20 protein-coding genes are annotated in these 24,206 nt (G+C 67.6%); 11 read left to right on the top strand and 9 right to left on the bottom strand.

Translation table 11 applies throughout. The annotated features are described in order from the left end of the window. Window positions 1-2: 2 nt before the first annotated feature. Window positions 3-677, bottom strand: coding sequence for a deoxyribonuclease V (gene nfi, locus AC06FB_RS08230; RefSeq protein ID WP_164150765.1), 675 nt, complete (start codon window positions 675-677; stop codon window positions 3-5). 93 nt (window positions 678-770) lie between these two features. Here nfi and gpmA point away from each other — a divergent pair, with 93 nt between their 5' ends. Next, a complete protein-coding gene (gpmA, locus tag AC06FB_RS08235) occupies window positions 771-1,520 on the top strand; it encodes a 2,3-diphosphoglycerate-dependent phosphoglycerate mutase (protein WP_014036448.1) in 750 nt (249 codons plus the stop codon). A 147-nt stretch (window positions 1,521-1,667) separates the two neighbouring features. Next, window positions 1,668-3,761, top strand: a complete 2,094-nt coding sequence (locus AC06FB_RS08240; RefSeq protein ID WP_193395625.1) for a M13 family metallopeptidase — start codon at window positions 1,668-1,670, stop codon at window positions 3,759-3,761. A gap of 78 nt (window positions 3,762-3,839) precedes the next feature. Here the strand turns inward: AC06FB_RS08240 and AC06FB_RS08245 are convergent, their stop codons facing one another. The 4 genes from AC06FB_RS08245 to AC06FB_RS08260 all read right to left on the bottom strand — a co-directional run bounded on the left by AC06FB_RS08245 (window position 3,840) and on the right by AC06FB_RS08260 (window position 9,592). Beyond that, a complete protein-coding gene (locus AC06FB_RS08245) occupies window positions 3,840-4,451 on the bottom strand; it encodes an HD-GYP domain-containing protein (RefSeq protein ID WP_253118979.1) in 612 nt (203 codons plus the stop codon). Window positions 4,452-4,503: 52 nt separating this feature from the next. Continuing rightward, a complete protein-coding gene (gene mfd, locus AC06FB_RS08250; RefSeq protein WP_193395624.1) occupies window positions 4,504-7,968 on the bottom strand; it encodes a transcription-repair coupling factor in 3,465 nt (1,154 codons plus the stop codon). Window positions 7,969-8,093: 125 nt separating this feature from the next. Next, complete coding sequence (locus tag AC06FB_RS08255; RefSeq protein ID WP_053517384.1) at window positions 8,094-8,639, bottom strand: GNAT family N-acetyltransferase; 546 nt, start codon at window positions 8,637-8,639, stop codon at window positions 8,094-8,096. Window positions 8,640-8,734: 95 nt separating this feature from the next. Next, on the bottom strand, window positions 8,735-9,592 hold the full coding sequence (locus AC06FB_RS08260; protein ID WP_128990187.1) for a 23S rRNA (adenine(2030)-N(6))-methyltransferase RlmJ: 858 nt from the start codon (window positions 9,590-9,592) through the stop codon (window positions 8,735-8,737). 34 nt (window positions 9,593-9,626) lie between these two features. Between AC06FB_RS08260 and creB the strand changes: the two genes are divergently transcribed. The 7 genes from creB (at window position 9,627) to AC06FB_RS08295 (ending at window position 17,348) form a co-directional block, all read left to right on the top strand. Further along, window positions 9,627-10,346 carry a two-component system response regulator CreB gene (gene creB / locus AC06FB_RS08265; RefSeq protein ID WP_164150769.1) on the top strand — a complete coding sequence of 240 codons (720 nt, stop codon included), beginning with the start codon at window positions 9,627-9,629 and terminating at the stop codon, window positions 10,344-10,346. A gap of 3 nt (window positions 10,347-10,349) precedes the next feature. Beyond that, the gene (gene creC, locus AC06FB_RS08270) at window positions 10,350-11,810 is read left to right on the top strand and encodes a two-component system sensor histidine kinase CreC (protein ID WP_461287652.1); all 1,461 of its coding nucleotides are present in this window, start codon (window positions 10,350-10,352) and stop codon (window positions 11,808-11,810) included. A gap of 81 nt (window positions 11,811-11,891) precedes the next feature. Then, the gene (gene creD / locus AC06FB_RS08275) at window positions 11,892-13,211 is read left to right on the top strand and encodes a cell envelope integrity protein CreD (protein ID WP_461287653.1); all 1,320 of its coding nucleotides are present in this window, start codon (window positions 11,892-11,894) and stop codon (window positions 13,209-13,211) included. A gap of 10 nt (window positions 13,212-13,221) precedes the next feature. Continuing rightward, a complete protein-coding gene (locus AC06FB_RS08280) occupies window positions 13,222-13,632 on the top strand; it encodes a hypothetical protein (protein WP_461287654.1) in 411 nt (136 codons plus the stop codon). Between the two features lie 98 nt (window positions 13,633-13,730). Further along, the gene (locus tag AC06FB_RS08285; protein ID WP_263177841.1) at window positions 13,731-15,329 is read left to right on the top strand and encodes a M20/M25/M40 family metallo-hydrolase; all 1,599 of its coding nucleotides are present in this window, start codon (window positions 13,731-13,733) and stop codon (window positions 15,327-15,329) included. A 90-nt stretch (window positions 15,330-15,419) separates the two neighbouring features. Beyond that, a complete protein-coding gene (gene gltX / locus AC06FB_RS08290; protein ID WP_053517391.1) occupies window positions 15,420-16,823 on the top strand; it encodes a glutamate--tRNA ligase in 1,404 nt (467 codons plus the stop codon). Between the two features lie 33 nt (window positions 16,824-16,856). Continuing rightward, window positions 16,857-17,348, top strand: a complete 492-nt coding sequence (locus tag AC06FB_RS08295; protein WP_053517393.1) for a Fur family transcriptional regulator — start codon at window positions 16,857-16,859, stop codon at window positions 17,346-17,348. A gap of 74 nt (window positions 17,349-17,422) precedes the next feature. Here the strand turns inward: AC06FB_RS08295 and AC06FB_RS08300 are convergent, their stop codons facing one another. From AC06FB_RS08300 to AC06FB_RS08315, 4 genes are all read right to left on the bottom strand, one after another. Then, window positions 17,423-18,583 (bottom strand): HlyD family secretion protein, encoded by a 1,161-nt coding sequence (locus tag AC06FB_RS08300; RefSeq protein ID WP_193395620.1) that lies wholly within the window; start codon window positions 18,581-18,583, stop codon window positions 17,423-17,425. Between the two features lie 10 nt (window positions 18,584-18,593). Next, window positions 18,594-20,267: an MFS transporter gene (locus AC06FB_RS08305; RefSeq protein WP_065174667.1), complete on the bottom strand. Its 1,674-nt coding sequence runs from the start codon at window positions 20,265-20,267 to the stop codon at window positions 18,594-18,596. Next, window positions 20,267-20,833 (bottom strand): TetR/AcrR family transcriptional regulator, encoded by a 567-nt coding sequence (locus AC06FB_RS08310; RefSeq protein ID WP_053518751.1) that lies wholly within the window; start codon window positions 20,831-20,833, stop codon window positions 20,267-20,269. The genes AC06FB_RS08305 and AC06FB_RS08310 overlap by 1 nt, the downstream gene beginning before the upstream one ends. A gap of 274 nt (window positions 20,834-21,107) precedes the next feature. Further along, window positions 21,108-23,321: a TonB-dependent receptor gene (locus tag AC06FB_RS08315; RefSeq protein WP_478053570.1), complete on the bottom strand. Its 2,214-nt coding sequence runs from the start codon at window positions 23,319-23,321 to the stop codon at window positions 21,108-21,110. 134 nt (window positions 23,322-23,455) lie between these two features. Between AC06FB_RS08315 and AC06FB_RS08320 the strand changes: the two genes are divergently transcribed. Together AC06FB_RS08320 and AC06FB_RS08325 are read left to right on the top strand one after the other, a co-directional pair. After that, complete coding sequence (locus tag AC06FB_RS08320) at window positions 23,456-23,869, top strand: MerC domain-containing protein (protein ID WP_053518754.1); 414 nt, start codon at window positions 23,456-23,458, stop codon at window positions 23,867-23,869. Between the two features lie 110 nt (window positions 23,870-23,979). After that, complete coding sequence (locus AC06FB_RS08325) at window positions 23,980-24,159, top strand: 30S ribosomal protein THX (protein ID WP_004150462.1); 180 nt, start codon at window positions 23,980-23,982, stop codon at window positions 24,157-24,159. The last annotated feature ends 47 nt before the right edge of the window (window positions 24,160-24,206 follow it).

A 24,206-nucleotide genomic window follows, 5' to 3' on the forward strand; every position in this document is an offset into this window, starting at 1 on the left:
CGCTACGCGTCCCGTCGCGACGCCAGCCGATCCGCCAGGCGGGTCGGCTCCGGCAGGCGATAGCCACGCAGCGTGCGCTGCACCCACTGCAGTGCGGTATCGGCGCCGATGCGGTGCCCGCCAGCGACGAACAGCGGCCTGCAGCGGACCTTGCTGCGCAGCACCCAGCCGAGCTGTTCATCGCCATCGAGCAGGGGCGTATGCGCGCCAGCCTCGTCTGCGGGCTCGACGAAGCGACCGACCAGTTTCGACTTGGCCACGCCGATGCTCGGCAGATCGGTGACGACGCCCAGGTGCGCCGCCACGCCCAGCCGTCGCGGATGGCTGATGCCGTGCCCGTCGACGAAGACCAGGTCCGGCGAACGCGGCAGCAGGGCCAGTGCAGCGAGCAGGGCGGGCAGCTCGCGGAAGCTGAGCAGGCCGGGGATGTAAGGCATCACCGTGGGAATGCGGGCGATCTCCCGGGCCACCGGTTGCAGGGTGGCGGCATCCAGCAGCACCGCTGCGGCGCGGGTGGTGCGGCCGTCGTCCTCGAAGCCGACGTCCAGCCCGGCCAGCCAGCGTACGGTACCCGGCAGCCGGTCGCTGCGCTCCACCCGCGCCGCAAGCCGCAGCTGTTGCTCGCGTGCGGCGGCGACGCTGCCCTGCCAGCGCCCGGGATCAATCACGGTATTCATCGATCACAGCATCGCATGGGCCGCGCCACGGCACGGTGAGCGGCCCCGGGGCTACAATGGCGGCCTGCCTTTCCTCGCGTTGGAGATCCTGCAGTGACCCGTAAACTCGTACTGTTGCGCCATGGCCAGAGCCAGTGGAACCTGGACAACCGCTTCACCGGCTGGGTCGATGTCGACCTGACGGAGCAGGGGCGCCGGGAAGCGGCCGCCGCTGGCCGCCTGATGCGCGAGGAAGGCCTGCAGTTCGACGTCGCCCACACCTCGGTGTTGAAGCGCGCCATCCACACCCTGCAGGGCGCCCTGGCCGAGCTGGAGCAGGACTGGCTGCCGGTGAACAAATCCTGGCGTCTTAACGAGCGCCATTACGGCGGCCTGCAGGGCCTGGACAAGGCCGAGACCGCTGCAAAGCACGGCGAGGAGCAGGTCAAGGTGTGGCGTCGCTCCTATGACATCCCGCCGCCGCCGATGGATCTGGAAGACCCGGGCCATCCGATCCACGACCGTCGCTACGCCGGGCTGGACCGCAACGCGCTGCCGGGTACCGAATCGCTGGCCACCACCCTCGACCGCGTGCTGCCGTACTGGCACGACGCCATCGCGCCGCAGCTGAAGGACGGCAAGACGGTGCTGGTCACCGCCCACGGCAACTCGCTGCGCGCGCTGTACAAGTACCTCAACAATGTTTCGCGCGAGGAAATCCTCGAGCTGAACATTCCGACCGGCATTCCGCTGCTGTTCGAACTGAACGATGACCTGACCGTGCAGTCGTTCCGCTACCTGGGCGACCCGGAAGCGGCGCGCAAGGCCGCTGAGGCCGTAGCCAACCAGGGCAAGGCCAAGTAGGAATCGGAAGGCCGGCGCACGCCGGCCTTCGCTTTTTGTGGCGCAGAGCAGGGCTCGGCGCCACATGACGAGCGCTCTGTGACCTTTGGCCGGTCCCTGCCGCGGGCGTCCCCGTCTACCCTGTGGAATTACCCGCAGGAGAGCCTCATGAACGTCCGCAACCTGGCCCCGCTGGGCCTGACCATCGCCATCGCCGCCTCCCTGGCCGCGTGTGGCAAGAACGAAACTGCACCGGCGACCAGTGCCGACGCTACGCCGGCCTTCGACCTGTCACAGATCAAGACGCCGCTGATCTCGCTCAACAGCGCCGATCTCGATCCGGCCATCGCGGCCTGCACCGACCTCAATGGCTTCGTCAACAGCAAGTGGCTGAAGGCCAATCCGGTACCGGGCGACCAGACCACCTGGGGCAGCTTCGAAATCCTGCGCGAGCGCTCGCTGGAAGTGCAGCATGCGCTGGTACAGCAGGCTGCCGCCAGCCAGGCCAAGACCGGTTCGGTGGAAGCCAAGATCGGCGACATCTGGAAGACCGGCAACGACGAAGCGAAGATCGAGGCTGCGGGCCTGGCACCGCTGCAGCCGCAGCTCGACAAGATCGCCGCGCTGAAGGACACCGCCACCCTCACCCAGTACCTGCGCGACAGCCAGGCCGAGGGCAAGGGCGTGCTGTTCTCGCTGTTCGCCAATGCCGATTACAAGGATTCGGCCAATGTCATCGCCTACGTCGGCCAGGGCGGCCTCGGCCTGCCGGAGAAGGGCTACTACTTCGATGATGCGCAGGCCAGGATCCGCGACGCCTACGTGGCCTACATCGCGCAGGTGCTGACCCTGTCCGGCGTGGACGCCGCGCAGGCCGCCGAGCAGGCCAAGGCCGTGATGGCCTTCGAAACCCGCTTGGCCAAGGCGTCCATGTCGCGCATCGAAATGCGTGACCCGGCCAAGCGCTACAACCCGCTCAGTGCTGCCGACGCCGACAGGCTGACCCCGAATTTCAGCTGGACCGCGCTGTTCGACACCCTGAAGGTGCCGGCCGCGCAGAAGTTCTCGCTGGCCCAGCCGGGCTTCTTCTCCGAGATGGACAAGATGCTGGCCGATGTGCCGGCCAGCACCTGGCAGGCCTACCTGCGCTTCCACACCATCGACGACGCCTCGCCGTACCTGAGCAGCCAGTTCGAGAAGGCCAACTTCGATTTCTATGGCACCACCCTGCGTGGCCAGAAGGAAATGCAGCCGCGCTGGAAGCGCGTGCTGGAGTCGGTCAACGGCGGCATGGGCGAGGCGCTGGGCCAGCTGTACGTCGACGCCGTATTCCCGGCCGAGTCGAAGGTGGCCATGCAGCACCTGGTGGAAAACCTGTCGCAGGCGTTGAAGGTGCGCCTGGAGCAGCTGCCGTGGATGGGCGAGGAAACCAAGAAGAAGGCACTGGAGAAGTGGGCCAGCTTCACCCCGAAGATCGGTTACCCGGACAAGTGGCGTGACTGGGCAGGCCTGCAGACCAACGGCGACAGCTACCTCGGCAACATGCAGGCGGCGCGTGCGTTCAACTACCGCTACATGCTGGACAAGATCGGCAAGCCGGTGGACAGGACCGAGTGGGGCATGACGCCGCAGACCGTCAACGCCTACTACAACGCCACCAAGAACGAGATCGTGTTCCCGGCAGCGATCCTGCAGGCGCCGTTCTTCGACGCCAAGGCCGATCCGGCACTGAACTACGGCGGCATCGGCGCGGTGATCGGCCACGAGATGATGCACGGCTACGACGATTCGGGCAGCCAGTTCGCCGCCAACGGCAACTTCGACAACTGGTGGACCGATGCCGACCGCAAGGCGTTCACCGAACGTACCGACCAGCTGGTCGCGCAGTTCGATGGCTACGAAGCGGTGCCCGGCGTGAATGTGAAGGGCAAGCTGACCCTGGGCGAGAACATCGGCGACCTGGGCGGCCTGACCGTTGCCTATGACGCGCTGCAGATGGCGCTGAAGGAAGATCCGAAGGCGAACGTCGAGGTCGATGGCTACAGCCAGGACCAGCGCTTCTTCATGAACTGGGCCACCGTGTGGCGTCGCAACTTCACCGATGGCGAACTGCGCGTGCGCCTGAACACCGATCCGCACGCGCCGGCCAACTTCCGCGCCAACGGTGCGCCCTCGAACATGCCGTCGTTCGCGGCTGCGTTCCAGTGCAAGGCCGGTGACGCGATGGTGCGTGCCGACGACAAGCGCGTGGTGATCTGGTAACCGATCACACGTGAAGCGTGATGCGAAAGGCCCGGCGCAAGCCGGGCCTTTTGTCTGTTCGCCCGGTGGCGCCGGATCTCAGGCCAGCGCAGGTTCCTGCGCCAGCAGGCGATGGAAGCGCCGCAGCACGTAGGGGTCGACCAGGCCGCCGGCCTGGTCATCGAGGATGCGCAGTGCCGTTCCGTGCGCCATCGCCGCCCGGTACGGACGATCACTGGTCATCGCATCGTAGGCGTCGGCGAGCGTGACAATGCGCGCGCCCAGCGGGATGTGCTCGCCGTGCAGGCCGTCGGGATAGCCGCTGCCGTCGAATGCCTCGTGATGGGCCCGGATCAGCCTGGCCACCGCGGCGGCATCGCTGCGGCCGGTGGTCAGGAAGATGTGCTCGCCGCGCACGGGATGCTCACGCATGATCGCGCGCTCCTGTTCGGTGTGCCGGCGAGGGCTCAGCAGCACGTCGTCGGGAATGCCGATCTTGCCGATGTCATGGAATCGCGCGGCCAGCGCGACCCGCGTGCCGGCCTCCTGGTCCAGGTCGCAGTGCACGGCCAGGCGCTGGGCCAGCCGGCCGACCCGGTCACAGTGATGGCGGGTGTAGGCATCGCGCATCTGCAGCGACATGGCCAGGGCATCGATCAGGCAGGCCTGTGCGTGCAGCAGGTCGGGGGCGGGTACGGCGTCAGGCAGCATGGTCGTCCGCCCGCACCGGGTGGGGCCGGTGCGGGGTGGTGGCGGTGGGAAATCAACCCGGGGCGAGGGTCGTCAGCAGGGCGCGGGCCGCATTGAAGCGGTCTTCCGGCAAGGGTAGCGGGTGCTTGATGCGGAGCTTGTCCGGGCCTTCCATCGCATACAGGTTCGGCTGCTTCTGGATCAGCTGGATCACGGCCATCGGGTCGATGTCCGGCTTCGATTCGAACACGATGCGGCCACCGTTCTCGCCCAGGTCCAGCTTGCGGATGCCCAGCGCGTTGGCCCGCAGCTTCAGCTCGGCAACCGCGAACAGGTGCTTGGCCGGGTCCGGCAGCAGGCCGAAGCGATCGATCATCTCGACCTGCAGCTCGCGCAGCGCATCGTTGTCGCGCGCGCTGGAAATGCGCTTGTACAGCGTCAGGCGGGTATGCACGTCCGGCAGGTAGTCTTCCGGAATCAGGGCCGGCACATGCAGCTCGACGTCGGCACCGCGCACTTCCTCGCCGGCATCCAGGTCCGGCAGCTTGCCCTGCTTGATGCTGCGTACCGCGCGCTCCAGGAGCTCGGTATACAGGCTGAAGCCGACTTCGGCCATCTGCCCGCTCTGGTCCTCGCCGAGCAGTTCACCGGCACCGCGGATTTCCAGATCGTGCGTGGCCAGGGTGAAGCCGGCGCCCAGCTCGTCCATGGAGGCGATGGCTTCCAGGCGCTTCTCGGCATCCGGGGTGATCGCACGGCGGTCAGGCGTGATCAGGTAGGCGTAGGCGCGGTGGTGCGAACGCCCCACGCGGCCGCGCAGCTGGTGCAGCTGGGCCAGGCCGAAGCGGTCAGCGCGGTTGATGATGATGGTGTTGGCGTTGGGGATGTCGATGCCCGACTCGATGATCGTGGTCGACAGCAGCACGTTGAAGCGCTGCTTCTGGAAATCCAGCATCACCTTTTCCAGTTCGCGCTCCGGCATCTGGCCATGGGCGATGCCGATGCGCGCTTCCGGCACGAGTTCGGACAGCTCGCGCTGCATGCGGCCGATGCTCTCCACGTCGTTGTGCAGGAAGTACAGCTGGCCACCACGCGCCAGTTCGCGCTGGAAGGCCTCGCGCAGCAGCGCGTTGTCCCATTGCGTGATGAAGGTCTGTACCGCCAGCCGGTTCGGCGGCGGCGTGGCGATGATCGACAGGTCGCGAAGACCGGCCATGGCCATGTTCAGCGTGCGCGGGATCGGCGTGGCGGTCAGGGTCAGCAGGTGCACGTTGGCACGCAACGCCTTCAGCGCCTCCTTCTGGCGTACGCCGAACCGTTGTTCCTCGTCGACGATGACCATGCCCAGATCCTTGAACTTCACGTCCGGCTGCAGCAGGCGGTGGGTGCCCACGATGACATCGATGGTGCCGGCAGCGACCTTCTCCAGTTCGGCCTTGATCTCCTTGGTGCTTTTGAAGCGCGACAGCACTTCCACCTTGAGCGGGTAATCGGCGAAGCGGTCGCGGAAGTTGCGGTAGTGCTGTTCGGCCAGCAGCGTGGTCGGCACCAGCACCGCCACCTGCTTGCCGGCACTGGCAGCGGCGAACGCGGCGCGCACGGCGACCTCGGTCTTGCCGAAGCCCACATCGCCGCACACCACGCGGTCCATCGGCTGGCTGCTGGCGAGGTCGCGCAGGGTCGCGTCGATGGCGGCCAGCTGGTCGGGTGTCTCCTCGAACGGGAAGCCGGCAGCGAATGGTTCGTACATCGCGCGGTCGACCTGCAGGGCCAGTCCGGCACGTGCCTGCCGGCGCGCCTGGATTTCCAGCAGTTCGGCGGCGACGTCGCGCACCTTCTCGGCGGCCTTGCGCTTGGCCTTGGTCCACTGCTCGCCCCCGAGCGAATGCAGGGGGGCAGTCTCGGCGGAAGCGCCGGAGTAGCGGCTGATGAGGTGCAGCTGTGCGACCGGCACGTACAGGCGGTCGCCCTTGGCATACTCGATTTCCAGGAACTCGCCCGGCATGCCACCGACGTCCATCGCGATCAGGCCGCGATAACGGCCCACGCCATGATCCTCGTGCACGATCGGCGCGCCTTCGGTCAGCTCGCCCAGGTCACGGATGATCGCTTCCGGTTCGCGGCCGGCGCGGCGCGTGCGGCGGGTACTACCGGCGCGCTCGGGGAACAGCTGGCGTTCGGTCAGGACCGCCAGGCGCGGATCGTCCAGGGCGAAGCCATCTTCCAGCGGCGCCACGGTGATGGCAAAGCGCACATCGCTGGCGAGGAAGGCGGGCAGGTCGGCAACCACCGGCGGCTTCAGTTCGGCCGCCTGCAGCACTTCCAGCAGGGCTTCGCGGCGGCCCGGTGAATCTGCGGCGATCAATACCCGGCCGGGGTAGTGGCCGAGGAAGGATTTCAGCGCGTCGCCAGCGGGCGCTTCGCGGGCCGCTACCGGCAGCGCCGGCAGGGGCTGGTCGCCCAGCGCATGTGCATCGGCGATGCGTGCATGGTCGGCGGCCCACACTTCGATGCGTGGCGCGTCGTTCAGCCGCTCGCGCAGCTGCTCAGGCGAAAGGTACAGCGCCGAGGGCGGCAGCAGCGGGCGCTCGACATCGTGGCGGCGCTGCTCGTAGCGTTCGCCGGTCTGTGCCCAGAACGCATCGGCGGCTTCGCCGGCGCCGGCACACACCACCGGCAGGCTGCCGGCAGGCAGGTAGTCGAACAGGCTGGCGGTGCGATCGAAGAACAGCGGCAGATAGTACTCGATGCCGGCCGGGGCCAACCCGGACTTGAGGTCCTGGTACAGCGCGCTGCGGCGCGTGTCGACATCGAAGCGCTCACGCAGGGTGGCCAGCACGCGGCCGATGCTGGCCTCATCCATCGGTACTTCGCGGCCGGGCAGCATGTGCACCGACTCGACCCTGTCCAGCGAGCGCTGGCTTTCCGGGTCGAAGGCGCGGATCGAGTCGATGTCCTCGTCCAGCAGCTCCACCCGCAAGGGCTCGTCGGCGCCCATCGGGAACACATCGAGCAGGCCGCCGCGCACGGCGAAGTCACCGGGGTCCATCACCTGCGGCACGTTGCGGTAGCCCGCGCTCTCCAGGCGGCGTTTCTCGGCCTCCAGGTCCAGGCGCTGGCCGACCTTCAGGTCGAAGCTGCCGCCGATCACGTAGCTGCGCGGGGCCAGCTGCTGCAGCAGGGTCTGGACCGGCACCACCACCAGGCCGCGCTTGAGCGCAGGCAGGCGGTGCAGGGCCGCCAGGCGCTGCGAGATGATGTCCGGATGCGGGCTGAAGCGGTCGTAGGGCAGGGTTTCCCAGTCCGGGAAGGCGATCACCGGCAGCGCGGGATCGTTGCCCAGCAGGGTCTGCAGATCGGCTTCGAGCTGGTTGGCGCCGTGGTTGTCACGGGCAACCACCAGCAACGGCGCGTCATGCGCGCGCGCCGCCTGGGCCAGGTACCAGGCCAGGGCGGTCGGTGAAGCGGGGGCGCGCCACCAGGCGCGGAGCTGGCCGGCGCGCGGCAGCGGCGGGGCGGGGTATGAAGTACGCGACATGGACCGCGGATTTTAGCAGAAGCCTCCACCCGCCCCATGATTGCTGCGTGAGCGGGCAGCGCCGGGCCATGCCCGGCGTGCGCAGTGGCTGCAACGGCATCGCCGGGCGGCGCCCGGCGTCACCGTCAGTTGTCCAGTTCCAGCACCATGCGCACCAGCCCTTCGGTGCCGTTCGGGTGCGGAACGGGCTTGAAGCCCAGCGAGGCGGCCAGCTGCTTCATCGGCTCGTTCTCGGCCGCCACATCGCCGTACAGGCGATCCAGGTACTTGCCCCGGCCCCACTTCACCAGCTTGCGCATCAGCTGCCGGCCCAGGCCCTGGCCGATGAGGAAGCGGCTGATCAGGATCGCGTACTCGGCTTCGCGGGTGCCGGGGATGATCGAGGCCCGGGCGACCGCACCGACCACGGCCTCACCGGCGGGCAGGGACTCGGCCGCGACCAGGGTGATCTCGGTCTTGGGATTCGGATGGGTCAGGCGCTGCGTGGTTTCCGGTGACAGCTCGGTCACCGCCTGCAGGAAACGGTCGCGGATTTCTTCCGGCCCGAACAGGCTGAAGGCCGCTTGCAGCGGCGCGCTGTCTTCCGGGCGGATGGGGCGGATCAGCAGCTCGTGGCCGCTGGGAGCCTTGAAGATCTCATGCCAGGGCGGCATGCGGTTGCGAGTGGCCATACCGGGTGATTCCTTGGTGGTCCATCGATTGTGGCATCACCGGGGCTGTCTTCCGTGAACAAAAGGCTCACGGGCGTACAGCCTCGTGAAGGCCATTATTCAGGTGCCTTGAGCCAATCCAGGCGGGTGCTGGCGCCGGGCTCACCCAGGTGCTGGCGCAGCGCCGGCAGGGCCGGACCGACCGCCCGGTCGAACTGCCAGGGGGCGTTGAGCACCAGCATGCCGCTGCCGTTGAGGCGCAGCGGTGAGTCGTCGGGGCGTACCAGGAACTCGATGGTCACTGCCGACTTGACCGGCAGGGCAGTGGCCTTGCGCAGGAAATGCAGGATCGTGCGGCGCTGCTTGATCGGGAACCACACCGCGCAGGTGGCCTGCGGCCAGCGCGCCAGCGTCTCGGCCAGTGCTGCCAGGATGCGCTGGTACTCGGCGTCCTGGGCCTCGTAGGGCGGGTCGATCAGCACCAGGCCGCGGCCGATCTTGCTGCCGTTGACCTTCGGCGGCAGCAGCGAGCGCAGCAGTGCATAGCCGTCGCCCGGGTGCACGCCGACCCGGCTGTCATGGGCGAACAGGGCCTTGAGCGTGCCCACTTCGTCTTCCTGCAGCTCGCATACCGCCATCCGGTCCTGCGCACGCATGGCCTGGGCGGTGAGCAGGGGCGAGCCGGGGTAGTTGGTCAGCGCGCCGACCGGATTGTCGGCCTGCACGGCCTTCAGGTAGCGCTCGACCACGTCCGGCAGCTTCGGCTGCGCCATCAGGCGCATGACCCCGGATTCGGCCTCCAGCGTCTTGCGGCTCTCTTCGCTGGCCAGCAGATAGCGGCCTGCGCCGCCGTGGGTGTCCAGCACGAAGAACGGGCTGTCCTTGCGCTTGAAGCTGTCGATCAGGGCCAGCTGCACGATGTGCTTGAGGACATCGGCATGGTTGCCGGCGTGGAAGGCATGGCGGTAATTCATGCGGGCAGTGTACGGGGCGGCGGCCGCAGCGGCTATGCTGCGCGCCATGACAGCTCCCGTTGCCCATGTCCTGGTGGTCGAGGACGAAGCCGCCATCGCCGAAACCGTGCTCTACGCGCTGCGCAGCGAGGGCTACCTGGCCAGTCACTGCCTGCTCGGCAGCGATGCCCTGCAGCGGTTGCGGGACGGTGGCATCGATGTGGTGGTGCTGGACGTGGGCCTGCCGGACCTGAGCGGCTTCGAGGTCTGTCGTCGGCTGCGTGCGCTGCCCGGTCCGCAGGCGCAGCTGCCGGTGATCTTCCTGACCGCCCGCAACGACGAGCTGGACCGGGTACTGGGCCTGGAGCTGGGCGCCGATGACTACATGGCCAAGCCGTTCTCGCCGCGCGAGCTGGTGGCGCGGGTGCGCGCGCGGCTGCGGCGGGCGGCGCCTGCTGCCAGTGACACCGATGCGGGCTGGCAGACGCATGGCGCCTTCGCCATCGACCGGGAGGGCCGGCGTGTCCGCTTCCACGGCCAGGCACTGGACCTGACCCGCTACGAGTACGCCCTGCTGGAAGCCCTGCTGCAACGCCCCGGGGCCATCCTCAGCCGCGCCCAGCTGATGGATCGCGGCTGGGACAGCAGTGCCGACAGCGCCGACCGCACGGTCGATACGCACGTCAAGACCCTGCGAGCCAAGCTGCGCGCGGCCGGCGCCAGCACCGACCCGATCCGGACCCACCGTGGCCTGGGCTACGCCCTGGAGGCGTGAGCGATGCGTCTGGTGATGAAGCTGTTCCTGGGCTTCTTCCTGATCGTGGGCATCGCCGCGTTCTTCGTCATGCGCGTGTTCGTCAACGAAGTGAAGCCGGGCGTGCGCCAGGCGATGGAATCGACCCTGGTCGATGCGGCCAACGTGCTGGCCGAGATGGCGGCGGCGGACGTCAAGGCAGGCACCATCAACAGCGGCAGTTTCACCCGCAACCTGGCCAAGGCGCGGCAGCGTGACCTGAAAGCGATGGTGTGGCGCTTTCCCAAGCGCGCCCTCGATTACCGGGTGACGATCACCGATGCGAAAGGCATCGTGATCTACGATTCGCTGGGCCGCGACGTCGGTCGTGACAACTCGCGCTGGAACGATGTCTACCGCACCCTGCGCGGCGAGTACGGCGCCCGCTCCAGCCCGGAGACGCCGGGCGAGGAGGGCAACACCGTGATGCATGTGGCCGCGCCGGTGTACGACCCGGGCGATGGCCGCACTCTCATCGGCGTGCTCACCCTGGCCCAGCCCAACCGCAGCATCGATCCGTTCATTGCGGCCAGCCAGCGCGCCATCATCGAACGCGGCGCATGGCTGATCGGGCTCTCGGCGCTGGTCGGGGTGCTGGTGACGATGTGGTTGACCACCGGCCTGGGCCAGCTCAGCCGTTATGCGCGCGCGGTCACCGCCGGTGAGCCGGTGCCGCCGCCACGCCGCCGCCGCGATGAGATCGGTGATCTCGGCCAGGCGCTGGAGACCATGCGGCGCAAACTCGAAGGCAAGGCCTACGTCGAGCAGTACGTGCAGTCGCTGACGCACGAAATGAAGAGCCCACTGGCCGCGATACGCGGTGCCGCCGAGCTGCTGCAGGAACCGATGGCCGATGCCGACCGTGCGCGCTTCGCGCGCAGCATCCTCGAGCAGCAGGAGCGGTTGACCGAAACCATCGACAAGCTGCTGGCGCTGGCCGAAGTGGAGCAGCATGGCTGGCTGCAGACGCGTGCGCCGATCGCACTGCCGGACCTGCTGCAGCAGACCGTCGCAGCCGCGCAGGTGCGCGCGCAGGCGGCCGGCGTCGAGGTACGCACTGATGCCGTGGCGGATCTGAGCGTGCGGGGTGATGCCTATCTGCTGCGGCAGGCGCTGAACAACCTGGTCGACAACGCGGTTGCCTTCTCTCCATCGGGGACGGAGGTGGTGCTGCAGGCACAGGTTGAGGACGGCGGCGTGCGCCTGCAGGTGGCCGACCGGGGGGCCGGCATTCCCGACTATGCCCGTGACCGCGTGTTCGAGCGCTTCTACTCGCTGGCCCGTCCCGGCAGTGGCCGCCGCAGCTCCGGCCTTGGGCTGCCGTTCGTGCAGGAAGTAGCGCGCCTGCACGATGGCCGTGTCCAGCTGCAGGCCCGCGACGGCGGCGGGACCGTGGCCAGCCTGTGGTTGCCGCTGGGCATGCCCGGCCCGCGCACGCGGCGCTGACTTCACATCCGCTTCAAATTCGCCACAAACCCCGCTCACCGCGACGGTCCATGCTGCAGCCCTCTCCAACGAGGATGGACCATGAAATCCCTGAAGATGCTGCTGCGGTTCGCCATTGTCGGCGGACTGATCCTGCTGCTGCTGATTCCGCTGATGATGATCCGCAGCGTGATCAACGAGCGCAGCCAATACCGCGACGAAGCCTTCGCGCGGGTCGCTGACAGCCGCGCCGGCGCGCAGCAGCTGGTGGGGCCGGTGCGGGTGGTGCCGTGGGTGGAGCGCCAGCAGGTGGAAGTCGTCGACGCCAAGGGCAACAAGAAGACCGAGGTGCAGGTCAGCGAAGGGCACTGGCTGCAGATGCCGGCCTCGCTCGACGTTGGCGGCGAGATGCTGCCCAGCCAGCGTGAGGTCGGGCTGTTCAAGGTGCCGGTGTACAGCTGGAACGGCCAGTTGAAGGCCTCTTTCGCGGCTGACGACTATCCGGTCAAGCCAGGCCGGACCTATGGCCAGCCCTATGTGGCGTTGGGCGTGTCTGACGCGCGTGGCCTGGTCGGGACGCCCAACCTGCGCGTGGATGGCCGCCAGGTGCGCCTGCTGCCGGGTGTCGGCGCCGCTGCGGAACTGGGGCGCGGCCTGCATGCCCCCGTGGCGGGCTTTGCCGGGGTGCAGGGTGGACAGCTGGCAGCAAGCACGGTGGAGCTGGAGCTGCGGCTGGACGGCAGCCGGATGTTGTCGGTCGTGCCGGTAGGCGATGACAACCGCATCGCACTGCGTTCGCGCTGGCCGCATCCATCCTTCGCCGGCGCCTTCCTGCCGAACGAACGCCGCGTCGATGCGCAGGGCTTCGACGCACGCTGGGCGGTGTCCTCGCTGGCCTCCGATGCCCAGCGCCAGCTGCGCAGCGATGGCGCGGTGGCGTCGCAGGCGGTGAGCGTGTCGCTGGTCGATCCGGTCGACGCCTACACGCAGGCGGATCGCGCCTCCAAGTATGGCGTGCTGTTCGTGCTGCTCACCTTCGTCGGCTTCATTCTGTTCGAGCTGATCAGATCGCTGCGCATCCACCCGCTGCAGTACCTGATGGTGGGCCTGGCGCTGGCGATCTTCTTCCTGCTGCTGATCAGCCTGTCCGAGCACATCGCCTTCTGGAAGGCCTATCTGGTCTCGGCGGCGGCCTGCATCGGCGTGCAGGCGGTGTATCTGGCCAACGTGCTCGGTCACTGGAAGCGCGGCCTGGGCTTCGCCGCGCTGCTGACCGTGCTGTATGGCGCGCTTTACGGGCTGCTGGTCTCGGAGAACAACGCGCTGCTGATGGGCTCGCTGCTGCTGTTCGTGATTCTGGCGCTGGCGATGTGGGTGACCCGCCGCGTGGACTGGTATGCGCTGGGCGCGGAAGCAAAGTGAGGAGATCGCGATGGGATGGCGCCAGGGATTGCGGCTGAGAGCCCAGCAGGGCATTCCGGCTCTGCTCGAAGTGGATGCACTGCTGCAGGCGCATGGCGTGCTGGCGGCCCTGCCGGGGGCACGGATCGCCCCCGGCCTGGTCCGCTTCCAGCTGGCAGCGGCCACCTGCGAAGGATTGCTGGGGCAGGGGCTGGAGTGGCTGGACGGTGCACGGCAGGGACGCGGCGTGCTGGGTGGAAAGGTGCCGTGCTACCGGCCCTGGAAGGCCGGGCCGGGGGCGTTGGCCGAGATCGGCATCGCCGGCCTGCCCGGCGACTGGCCTGCGCATGCTGCGGTTTACGGCTGCAGCAGCATCGACCGGCGGCACTGGTTGCTGCTGCTGCCCATGCGCGCCCAGCTGTGGCTGGGCTGGAGCGGATGAGGCGCCTGCACCGCCCATGACCGATGGGACGGGGGGCGGGCGCCCCCGCTGGCTAGACTTCAGGGGTTGATGATCGAGCCGAAGGGCAGGGGTGGGATGTGCTGAAGTGGGGTGTGCTGGCGGTTGCGCTGGCAATGAGCGGCAATGCGACGGCGCAGCAGCGCGAGCCGGTGGACCTGGACATGGTCAGCCGCATCCGCCAGGAGGCGTTCCATCGCTCGCAGGTGATGGACACCTTCAGCTATCTCACCGAGCGCATCGGGCCGCGCCTGACCAACTCCCCGGCGATGGGGCGCGCAAACGCGTGGACCCGCAGCAAGTTCACCGAATGGAAGCTGGACAATGTCCACGACGAAGCGTTCGATGACTTCGGCCGTGGCTGGGAGTTCACCTCGGCCAGCGTGGAGATGCTCGGCGACCGCGTGATGCCGCTGCACGCACTGCCCAAGGCCTGGACGCCGGGCACCGGAGGACCGGTCGAGGGCGAGCTGGTACAGGTGGACATCAAGAAGCCGGAAGACATCGAGAAGTACCGCGGCAAGCTGCGCGGGAAGATCCTGCTGCTCGGCGAGGCGCGCGAGTACAAGCGGGGTACCGAGCCGGACTCGCATCGTCACGACGCCACCTCGCTGGAGGGACTGCAGGAATTCACCCTGCCCAAGGACAAGGACGCCACCGCCGAGCGCGCCAAGCGGGTGAAGGAGTACCAGGAGCGGCAGGCGCTGGCGGCCAAGGTCAACGCCTTCTTCGTCGAGGAAGGCGCATTGGCCTCGATCAGCATCAGCAGCTGGGACAACGGCATCATCCGCGTGGCCGGTGGTGGCTCGCGCAAGGCCGGGGAATCGGTCGGCATTCCGGAGCTGGCGATGATCGCCGAGCACTTCAATCCGCTGGTGCGTGCACTGGAGGCCAAGCAGCCCGTGCGCCTGCGGGTGGACGTGAGCGCGCGTTTCACCGACGACAGCGATCAGCCCGGCTACAACACGCTGGCGGAGATCCGGGGCAGCAGCAGGCCGGATGAGGTGGTGATGATCGGCGCGCACCTCGATTCCTGGCACAGCGGCACCGGCGCGGCCGACAACGCGGCCGGCGTGGCGGTGATGATGGAAGCCATGCGCATCCTCAAGGCCACCGGTGCCAAGCCCCGGCGCACCATCCGGGTGGCGCTGTGGAGCGGCGAGGAGCAGGGCCTGATCGGCTCGCAGGCCTACGTCGCCAAGCACTTCGGCCAGTTCCCGGAACCGGTGGACGCTGCGCAGAAGGCGTTGCCGGCCTCGCTGCGCGACCCCACCGGACCGCTGCGCAAGACCCGCGACTACAGCAAGTTCCAGGTCTACTTCAACATGGACAACGGCTCCGGCCGCTTCCGTGGCATCTACGCGCAGGAGAACCTGGCGGCGATGCCGATCTTCGAGGCCTGGCTCGCCCCGTTCCATGATGTCGGCGCCACCACGGTGGCGACCCGCAACACCGGCAGCACCGACCACATCAGCTTCGATCGCATCGGCCTGCCCGGCTTCCAGTTCATCCAGGACCGGCTGGATTACTTCACCAATGTCCACCACAGCCATCTGGACACCTGGGACCACGCCGAGCCCGAAGATCTCAAGCAGGCAGCGGCCATCGTGGCCTCCTTTGCCTACAACGCGGCGATGCGAGAGCAGTCGTTCCCGCGCAAGGCCGAGCCGCAGCCGTGACGTGAGCCGGAGGGGCGGACCCCGTCCGTCCCTCCGTGCCGGCGCGGGGCTGGTGGTAAAATCGGGGAATTCCCGTTCCTCGAGCCCCACATGACCTGCCGCACCCGCTTCGCCCCCAGTCCTACCGGTTATCTGCATATCGGTGGCGCCCGCACCGCGCTGTACTGCTGGCTGGAGGCCCGCCACCGCGGCGGCGAGTTCGTGCTGCGCATCGAGGATACCGACCGTGAACGCAGCACCCAGGGGGCGATCGACGCCATCCTGGAGGCGATGGAGTGGCTGGGCCTGGACTACGACGAAGGTCCGATCTACCAGACCGACCGGGTGGCCCGTTACCGGGAAGTCGCCGAGCAGCTGATTGCCGACGGAAAGGCCTACTACGCCTATGAAACCCGGGAAGAGCTGGACGCGATGCGCGAAGCCGCCATGGCCAGGCAGGAAAAGCCGCGCTACAACGGTGCCGCGCGCGAGCTGGGCCTGCCGTACCGGGACGACCCGAACCGCGTCATCCGCTTCAAGAATCCGCTGCAGGGTACGGTGGTGTTCGATGACCTGATCAAGGGCCGGATCGAGATCGCCAACAGCGAACTGGATGACATGGTCATCTTCCGTCCGGACGGCTATCCCACCTACAACTTCGCGGTGGTGGTGGATGACTGGGACATGGGCATCACCGAGGTCATCCGCGGTGACGACCACATCAACAACACGCCGCGCCAGATCAACCTGTACGAAGGCATCGGTGCACCGGTGCCGAAGTTCGGCCACATGCCGATGATCCTGGACGAGCAGGGCGCCAAGCTGTCCAAGCGCACCGGCGCCGCCGACGTGATGCAGTACCGGGATGCCGGCTACCTGCCGGACGCACTGCTGAGCTACCTGGCCCGCCTGGGCTGGTCGCATGGTGACCAGGAACTGTTTACCCGCCAGGAACTGATCGACCTGTTCGATGTGAAGGACTGCAACTCCAAGGCGTCGCGCCTGGACATGGCCAAGCTGGGCTGGGTCAACCAGCACTTCCTGAAGACCGTGGAGCCGGCCGACATCGTGCCGCACCTGGTCTACCAGCTGCAGAAGCTGGGCCTGGACGTGGCGGCGGGCCCGGCACCGGTAGACGTGGTGATCGCCCTGCGTGAACGCGTGCAGACCCTGAAGGAAATGGCCGAGAAGGCCGTGGTCTGGTACCAGCCGCTGAACGACTACGACGAAGCCGCAGTGGCCAAGCACTTCAAGGCCGGGGCCGAGGTCGCCCTGGGCAAGGCCCGTGAACTGCTGGCGGCGCTGCCGGAATGGACGGCCGAAGCGGTCGGCACGGCCCTGCACGACACGGCCGCCGCGCTGGAGATCGGCATGGGCAAGGTCGCCCAGCCGCTGCGCGTGGCCATCACCGGTACCCAGGTCAGCCCTGACATTTCCCACACCGTGTACCTGGCCGGCCGTGAGCAGGCCTTGAAACGCATCGACGCGGCCATTACCAAGGTAGCAACGGTCTGAGGCATCCTTGCCAGGCCGAACCGGAGAACGCGCATGCCCGCCAAGACTGCCACTGCCTGTACCGCCCCCCACCACCACGTCCATGACGCATCGGATTTCGTGGCGGTGGTCGAGCGTGTCTCGCGCGAACGCGGGCTGCGCCTGACCCCCATCCGCGCCAACGTACTGAAGCTGATCGCCGAAGCCGGCAAGCCGGTCAAGGCCTACGAGCTGCTGGAATGGGTGCGCAACGGCAAGGGTGTGGGTGCCGATGCCCCGCCCACCGTGTACCGCGCGCTGGACTTCCTGATGGCCAATGGCTTCGTGCACAAGCTGGAATCGGTGAATGCCTTCGTGGCCTGCCACCACCCCAGCAGTGCGGCGCATTCGGTGCCGTTCCTGATCTGCAACAGCTGCCACAGCGCGGTGGAGCTGGAAGACCGCGAGATCGTCGGCCAGCTGGAGAAGCGGGCCAAGGAGCTCGGCTTCCAGCCGCAGGCGCAGACGCTGGAAGTGCACGGACTCTGCGCCCGCTGCGCAGGCTGAGCGGCCGGTGGGATTGGGGTCAGATCCCTTTTGCCTTGGAAAAAGGAATCTGACCCCGTTTCACGAGCTCGACCCTACCGGGCCGGCGCAGGCTCGGCCGCCGTATCCACCCGTGCGATCACCGACATGCCGGGACGCAGTCGCGCGGCCAGCTCCTGCCCCGGATCGATCGAGATCCGGATCGGCAGCCGCTGCACCACCTTGGTGAAGTTGCCGCTGGCATTGTCCGGGCGCAGGACGCTGAATTCCGAGCCGGTGGCGGGGGCGATCTGCTCCACATGGCCGCGCAGCACCTGGCCCTGGAACGCGTCCACGGCGAACGTCGCAGGTTGGCCGATGCGCATCTGCCAGGTCTGGCCCTCCTTGTAGTTGGCGACCACCCACAGCGCGTCGGGCACCAGGAACAGCAGCTGCGAGCCGGCGGCCACGTACTGGCCGGTCCGCACGCTGGCCTCGCTGATCTGCCCGTCGCGCGGCGCATGGATCACGGTATTGGCCAGGTCGATGCGTGCCAGTTCCAGTTGCGCCTGTGCGCTTTCCACCTGTGCCTCCAGGCTCTTGCGTGCCACCTGGGTGGAGATCAGCGTTTCCTCGGCGATGCGGATCTGCGCCTGCGACTGCTGCACGCTGGCCTGCGCCGACGCCTGGGTCGTGCGGAAGCGGTCGCGGTCATTGATCGATACCAGGCGTTGTGCGGCGAGCTGCTCGTATCGCTTCAGCTCGTTGCGGGAGCGCTCAAGCTCGGCCTTGCCGGCGGACAGGGTGGCCTGGGCCGCAGCGATCTGCGCGCGGTTCTGCGCCTGCGACTGATCGGAGTTGGCCAACGCCGCGCGCGCGCTGTCCAGCGTGGCCTGTGCCTGCGCCACGCGCTGCGCATAGATGCGGTCATCGATGCGCAGCAGTGGTTCGCCCTTCTTCACGTGCTGGAAGTCCTTCACCAGCACCTCGGTCACATAGCCATTGACCTGGGGTGCCATCACCGTGATCTGCCCGCGCACGTAGGCGTTGTCGGTGACCATCACGCTGCTGGCAAACGGCCACAGGTGCCACGCGCGCAGGATCAGTGCGATGCCCAGCAGGGCCACCACCACCATCACTGCCACGCTGCGCGCACTGGGTCTGAGGTACTTCGGCGCGACCGCCGGCTCAACCGGCGTGGGCGCAGGTGCCGCGTCGGTTGGCGGCGGTGGAGTCACGTTGTCGGCATCGTCGGGACGGGGCGGGACGGGAGGCATGGCGAAGGACTCAGCGGGGCGCTGCGGGGGAGGCCGCAGCGGAGGAGGGCGGATGGCGCTTGCGCCACTGCTTGAGCACGGCGGTACGCAGCGACAGCAGCAGCAACCAGCACAGGAAGCCGATCGCCAGCCAGCCGCTCAGGGTGAACACATCATTGAACCCACGGACATTGGCCTCGCGGCGCGTCGTCTGTGCCAGCTGCGCGGTGCCCTGCGCGCTGCGCAGCACCGGATCGGTGATCTGCGCGGCGTACAGCTGCTGCTGGATGCGCAGGCGCTGCGCCACCACCGGGTCGGCGGGATCAAGCTGGCTGGTCAGCGCGCTGGAATACAGCTGTTCGCGATGCAGCTGGAAGGTTCCCAGCAGCGCCGAGCCGGCCAGCCCGCCCAGCGTCTGGGTGATCGACAGCGTTACCAGGAAGGTGATCATGTGGTCCACACCCTGTTTCAGGGCGGCGGAGATGCCCAGCATGATCAGCGGGCCCATGAACATCCCGGCACCGACCGAGGCCAGGAACTGGCTGAGGTAGAAATCGTGGGGACGGTCCATGCTGGTGCGGTTCTGGTCGAAGAACGCCGCCGAACCCAGCAGCAGGATCGCCATCAGCAGCTGCGGGATCAGCCGCTTCGGGCCGAAGGTCACGGCGGTACCGATGATACCGGTGACAACCCCTGCCAGAATCACCACGAACAAGGGGCGCAGCTGGTCCGGGCCCATGCCCAGCGTGCGCATCAGGCTGACCACGCCGTAGGACTGCTCGGTGGTCAGGAAGCGGATGAGGAACGCACCCACGATGAAGTGCAGTACCGGCAGGCTGGCCAGCCAGCGCGTCTGCAGCAGTGGATTGCGCCGGTAGTGCTCGATGATGAAGGCGGTGGTCGACAATGCGATCGAGGCGACCAGCGCCCAGCCCAGCCACGGTGTGTCCAGCCACCAGCGCGTGTAGCCCTGGGCCAGCACCACCACCAGCAGCGCAACCGCCGGGGCAAGCAGGCTGAAGGTGAGGAAATCCATGGGCTCGAAGGCCTTGATCTGCACGCCTGGCGGCAGCTTCAGCACCACCACCGCCGCGAACGCACACAGCGCCAGCCCTGCTTCGAAGGAATACAGCTGGTGCCATTGCCCGGTATCGACCAGGCCGGGCGACACGATCCAGGCCAGCGGAACCGCCAGCTGCGACAGACCGACGCCGATCACCAGCAGGTTGCCGGTGAAGCGCCGCGGCAACGCCTGCAGCATGTACAGCGTACCCAGCGTCGAACACGCCGCACCGGCGAAACCGCTGGCCGCGCGCGTCAGCATCGTGGTTTCGAAGCTGCCCACGAACAGGTGCAGCACGGCCAGCGCGGCATACAGCCCCAGGCCGATCTCGGCGAACAGGCGGATGCCGTACTGCTGGCGGAACTTGAAGGCCAGCAGGTTGGCGGTGACGTTGACCATCGCGTAAGCGGCCACCAGCCAGCTGCCCTGGGTCGGGGTGAGCTGCAGTTGCCCCTGCAGGAACGGCAGGTTGGCGGTGACCAGCGCATTGCCGAGGCCGCCGGTGATGGCCACCAGCAGCGATACCAGGGCATAGGCTGCACGCCGGTACGGAGGGTGCCACGGCATGGAAGCCGATCCGGGCATGGTGGGCTTCTCATGCTCCTCCCAGTCCGGCACCGGCTTCAGATACGGCTGCACCATCAGCGTGCTCCGCTGGCTGCTCCCTGGAGTCCTCCGCGCAGCAGTTGCAGGGCACGCCCGGCCAGACGGGCGCGCTCGTCACGGGTCTTGCCGCGAAGGGCCGCTCCCAGCATGCCGGAGATCAGTGAAATATCCGTTTTTTCCAGATCGGGACGGCACAGGCCTGCGGCGATGGCCCGCTGGATCGGTGCTTCCAGCAGGTCGCGTACGGTCTCGCGCGCGGCGCGCATGGAGGGCACGTCCGAATCAACGGCGCGCCAGTAATCGGCCAGCGCAGGTGAATCGATGATGCGCTGGGCCATCCCCTCGAACACCTCGAACAGGGCGTCGTCACGGTCGCCCAGCTGCTCCACCTGGCGGCGGATGCGGTCGACCGCACGCTGCAGCAGGGCCTGGATCAGCGCGGTGCGGTCGGGAAAATTGCGGTACAGCGTGGCCCGGCCCACCTGGGCGCGTTCGACCACCAGGTCCAGCGGAGCGGTGACGCCGTGTTGCCCGAACACATGGTCGGCGGCGTCGAGAATGAGGGCACGGCGGGCAGCGGCATCAGCGCGTTGAGCGGTCATGGGTTCATTTTCGGACAGAAGTGTCCGATGTGCGAGACATTGAGTGACGGGATTGTCCGGTTGTTGTCCTACGCACATCTTTGTGATCGGTGTGTGAATTCGTATCCATGGCAGGTGGGAGGTGCCACCAGGCCATATCGATAGCGTCACGGCGCGGCTCATGTCCGAAGCCGTACCGGGTCCAAAAAAAGCGGGGGGCCAGCAGGCCCCCCGGGAGAGAACGACAACGAGCGTCGTCAGGGATCAGTGGAACGGCGTCCTGCTGCTGGAGGGGTCAGAAGTACGCACGGATGCCGAATGCGACACCGCGGCCCGGCAGCGGCGAGTAGTCGCGCAGCAGCGAGGTGTGCGGGCGCACTTCACGGTTGGTCAGGTTGCTGCCATCCAGGAACACCTCATAGCTGTTGCTGTCGTTGCGATCCCAGCGGTAGGCCAGGTGCGCATCGACCAGGGTGTAGCCGTCGCTCGGCTCTTCGTTCTGCGCCACGTCCTTCTGCCGGCTGTAACGCACGGCGCCCACCGACGCGCGCCAGCCGTCCTTCGCCCAGCGCAGGTCGGCACCAACGCGGGCCGGGGCGATGCGCGGCAGGTAGCCGGTGTTGGCCAGCTCCACGGTGTAGTTGTGGTTGTGGTCACCGTGCGGCACCGCGATGTCGAGGTTGCGGCTGCCGTTGCCGTCCAGCTTGGCCTGCACGTAATCGCCGAACAGGCGCAGATCCCAGTCGCCTGCGACGCCTTCGAACAGATGCACCAGGGCTTCCGCCTCGGCACCCTTGAACACCGCATCCTGCTGCGTCCATGCACGCACCGGCAGGCCTTCGGTGACGCCGGTGTCGGCCAGGTAGATGAAGTCCTTGAACTTCGTCTGGTAGATCGAGGCGGAGAAGTCCAGGCGATCGCTGTGGGTGTGGATGCCCAGCTCGACACGCTGGCCGCGCTCGGTCTTCAGGTTGGCGTCGCCGATTTCCAGCGAGCGGGTGGCAATGTGCGCGCCAGCGGCATACAGCTCTTCATTGGTGGGGGCACGTTCGGAGCTGTCCACGCCGATGCGCAGGTCGACCGCGTCGTTGAGCTTCCAGATGCCGGCCGCGGACAGATTGGTGGCATCGAACTGCCGGCGGCGGTAATCGCCGGTCGGGTCCAGCTTGACCTGGTCGTGGCGGCCGCCGAGTTCGAGCTTGAACGGGCCGAACTGCTTCTCCTGCAGCACGAACAGGCCGATGTTTTTCGTTCCGGTGTCCGGCACGAATGCTTCTTCGCCCTTGGCGCCGAAATCGCTGTTGCCGAACTGCACGCCGAAGGCGCCGTCCCAGCCACCGACCTGCTGCTGTACGGCTTCCAGGCGGGTTTCGATGCCGCGGTTGGTGAAGCGTGTGGAGGGCGTGCCGGCCTCCAGCTCGACATGCTCGTAGTCGGTGTAGGCCACGCGGGCATTGATGTTCTTCAGGAACGAGACCGGGTTGTAGATGCCGGCCTTGGTCTCGAAGCGGTTCTGCACCATGTCGATGCGTACGTCATGCTCGTCGCCGCCTTCCTCCTCCTCGCCGTGATCATGATCATGATCATGATCGTGGTCATGATCGTCGCCGTCCGCGTGGACGTGGGCCCCATTGGGGATGCCATAGTTGGTGCGATAGGTGCTGGCCGACACGCCGAAGTAGCCGCCCTCGCCCAGCCAGGTGGCACCTACGCCACCGGCCCGGGTGCGGATGGAGCTGTTGTCCAGGCGGCCACGGCGCGGCTCGTCGCCTTCCTCGCCCGCGTGGTCGTGGTCATGGTCTTCGTGGTGGTCTTCCAGGCTGTCGATCACCGCGTAGCCGGGAATGCGGTAGTCGTCGCCGTTGCGCACCAGGCCGTCGACATGCAGCACGACGTTGCCGCTGACGCCGTCGAGGCGGAACATGCCACTGCGTTCGTCATTGACGGAGTTGCCGCGCAGTTCAGCGCGGCCGCTGAGCGGACGGTCGGGCAGCTCGCGGGCGATGCGGCCATCGACGACGTTGACCGCGCCGCCGATCGCACCGCTGCCGAACAGCAGTGTCGCCGGGCCCTTCAGCACTTCGATCTGATCAGCCAGGAACGGTTCGATGCTGGTGGCATGGTCGGCGCTGACGGTGGAGGCATCCATGTTGCCCATGCCGTTGGACAGCACGGCCACCCGCGGGCCTTCCTGGCCGCGGATGATCGGACGACCGACACCGGGGCCGAAGAAGGTGCTCTGCACGCCCGGCAGCTTGGCCACCGTATCGCCGAGGGTGCCTGCCTTCTGTTCGTCCAGGCGCTCGCCGGCGAGCACTTCGACCGGCCGCGCCAGCGACTCGGCATCGCCCTGCAGCGGCGAGGCGGTGACCTGCACCGACGACAGCTCGGTCAGGTGGCGGTCACGGTGCGCATCGTCGTCGGCTGCGGCGAATGCGGCGGACGGCAGCAGCGCGGCGAGCGCCAGGGCGAGGGTGTGCGGCTTGAACCGCAGGGAAGGGGCGGGCATCGAGAAGTCCTTGTTACTGTGTATCAATTGTGAAGCGCACGTATCCCGTCGCGGGACAGGGGGAGAGGAGATCGTGCGGACCAGGAAGGGATGTTATATTATTCCATAACGATTCGCCGACCCTGCTGGAAGTCATGTCCCTCTCCTCCCACCTGCGCCATCTGCTCGACCGTTTCGGTGCCACCGGATCGATGCTGTGCGCAGTGCACTGTGCGGTGATTCCGGTGTTGCTGGCCGCAGCGCCTTCGCTGGGCCTGTCGTTCTGGCTCAGCGATGGCGTTGAACAGGCGCTGGTCGTGTTCGTGACCCTGCTGGGTCTGTTCAGCCTTGTCTGGGGCTACCGCCGGCATGGCGCCCTGCGCGCGCTGGCGTTCCTGATTCCCGGGCTGGTCGCGCTGTGGGCTGGGGTTCTGTACGACCCGCTGCATCACAATGCCGTGCCGCACGCGGTGGTGATGACCATTGGCGGTCTGCTGGTCGGCGTTGCCCATCTGGTCAATCTGCGGCTCAACCACAGCCACGTACACGACGCCAGCTGCGCGCACTAGGCGCTCCGTGATAGGCTTTCCGATCGTGCGCGGGGGCGTCCAGCAAGGCGGCCCCGCCGAACCCGTGTCAGCACGGGGTAACCAGATTTCACATTTGAGGAGTTGAAGACATGGGTAAGGGTGACCGCAAGACCGCCAAGGGCAAGCGCTACAACGCCAGCTACGGCAACGCCCGTTCGCACACCGCGAGCAAGGTCGCCGTAGGCGCCGCTGCCCCGGTTGCCAAGAAGACCGTGGCCAAGGCTCCGGCGAAGAAGGCCGTGGCGAAGAAGGCCGTCGCCAAGGCCTGATCGGCCGGCCGATGGGTCAACGGAGAACGCGGCGCCTGGCGCCGCGT

The sequence above is a fragment of the Stenotrophomonas sp. Steno-C15 genome (genome assembly GCF_056393265.1).